Annotated in this window: 1 protein-coding gene and 1 pseudogene; both read right to left on the bottom strand. The window is 73.6% G+C overall.

What is annotated here, in order from left to right; genetic code table 11:
• Positions 1 to 185: pseudogene (locus tag AB0G02_RS41695) on the bottom strand (thioesterase); the annotation flags it as partial.
• Positions 186 to 189: 4 nt separating this feature from the next.
• Positions 190 to 1,125, bottom strand: a 936-nt coding sequence (locus AB0G02_RS41690) for a cytochrome P450 (RefSeq protein WP_360806551.1), incomplete at its 5' end; no start/stop codon positions are given.

The raw sequence follows: 1,125 nt of genomic DNA, 5'->3' as shown, positions 1-1,125 counted from the left end.
GCCAGGTCGGCGTACCCGCCGTAGTGCGGCTCGCGGATGCGGTTCTCCCGGCCGGGCGGCTGCACGGCGCAGACCTCCATCGCGCCGACGCGCGCGGGCCACCGGGCGTACATCGACGCGCCCAGCCCCGAGTAGGGGAACACGAACAGGCGGGCGGCGGCGTCCGGGTCGGGACGCCGCAGCAACCACCTACCTCGGCGTGGCGGAGACGACATCGGCACCTTCCCCCAGTTCGGCCGCGGCACCGGGCCGCAGGACGGCGCGCACCGGCATGCTGCGGATGCCCGCCACGAAGTTGGACCTCAGGTGCGCCACCGGTCCGGCGAGGTCGAACCGCTCGACCAGCCGCACGACCTCCCCGAACAGCAGGCGCAGGGCGATGCGCGCGAGCGGCGCCCCGATGCAGTAGTGCGGGCCGAACCCGAACGCCACGTGGCGGTTCGGCAGGCGGCCGACGTCGAACCGGTACGGGTCCTCGAAGACCTGCTCGTCGCGGTTGGCCGACCCCAGCCACGCCACCACGGCCTCGCCCGCCCGGATCGGTTGCCCGCTCAGCTCGGTGTCGACCACCGCGTAGCGCATGAAGTGGTTGGCCGGTGACGCCCAGCGCAGCCCTTCCTCCACGGCGAGCGACGTGCGGTGCTCGTCGCCGGTGAGCCGGGCGTACTCGTCGGGGTGCTCGGTGAACGCCAGCACGGTCCCGGCCACGGCGTGCGGCGTGGTGACGTTCGCACCCAGCAGCAGGCTGTAGCAGTTGTAGACCAGCTCGTCGGCGCGCATCCGACGACCGCCGAGGTCCATCGCCTTGAGGAAGCCGATCAGGTCGTCGCGCTCGCCGCGGCCCTGGACCTGCTCGGCGAAGTACTCGAACAGCTCGTGGTGCGCGGCGACCAGCGAACCGTGCCCGGCCTCCGCGCCGAACGACGGGTCCTCCGGCGCGATGGCCATCGTGGTGAGCCTGGCCAGCTCCGGCCAGTCGGCCTCGGGCAGGCCCATCAACGCCCCGGTGAACTCCATCGGGAACCCGGCGCCCGCCGCGGCCAGGTCGTACGGCTCGTCACCGGCCAGGGGCGCCAGCAACCGCCGCACCACGTTCAGCACCGAGGGGTGGCGCGCGCGCAGAGC

It is taken from the genome of Actinosynnema sp. NPDC023658, assembly GCF_040639995.1.
Taxonomy (GTDB): Bacteria; Actinomycetota; Actinomycetes; order Mycobacteriales; family Pseudonocardiaceae; genus Actinosynnema.
The sequence above is the reverse complement of the archived record's forward strand: the minus strand, read 5'-3'. Positions and strand labels throughout refer to the sequence as shown.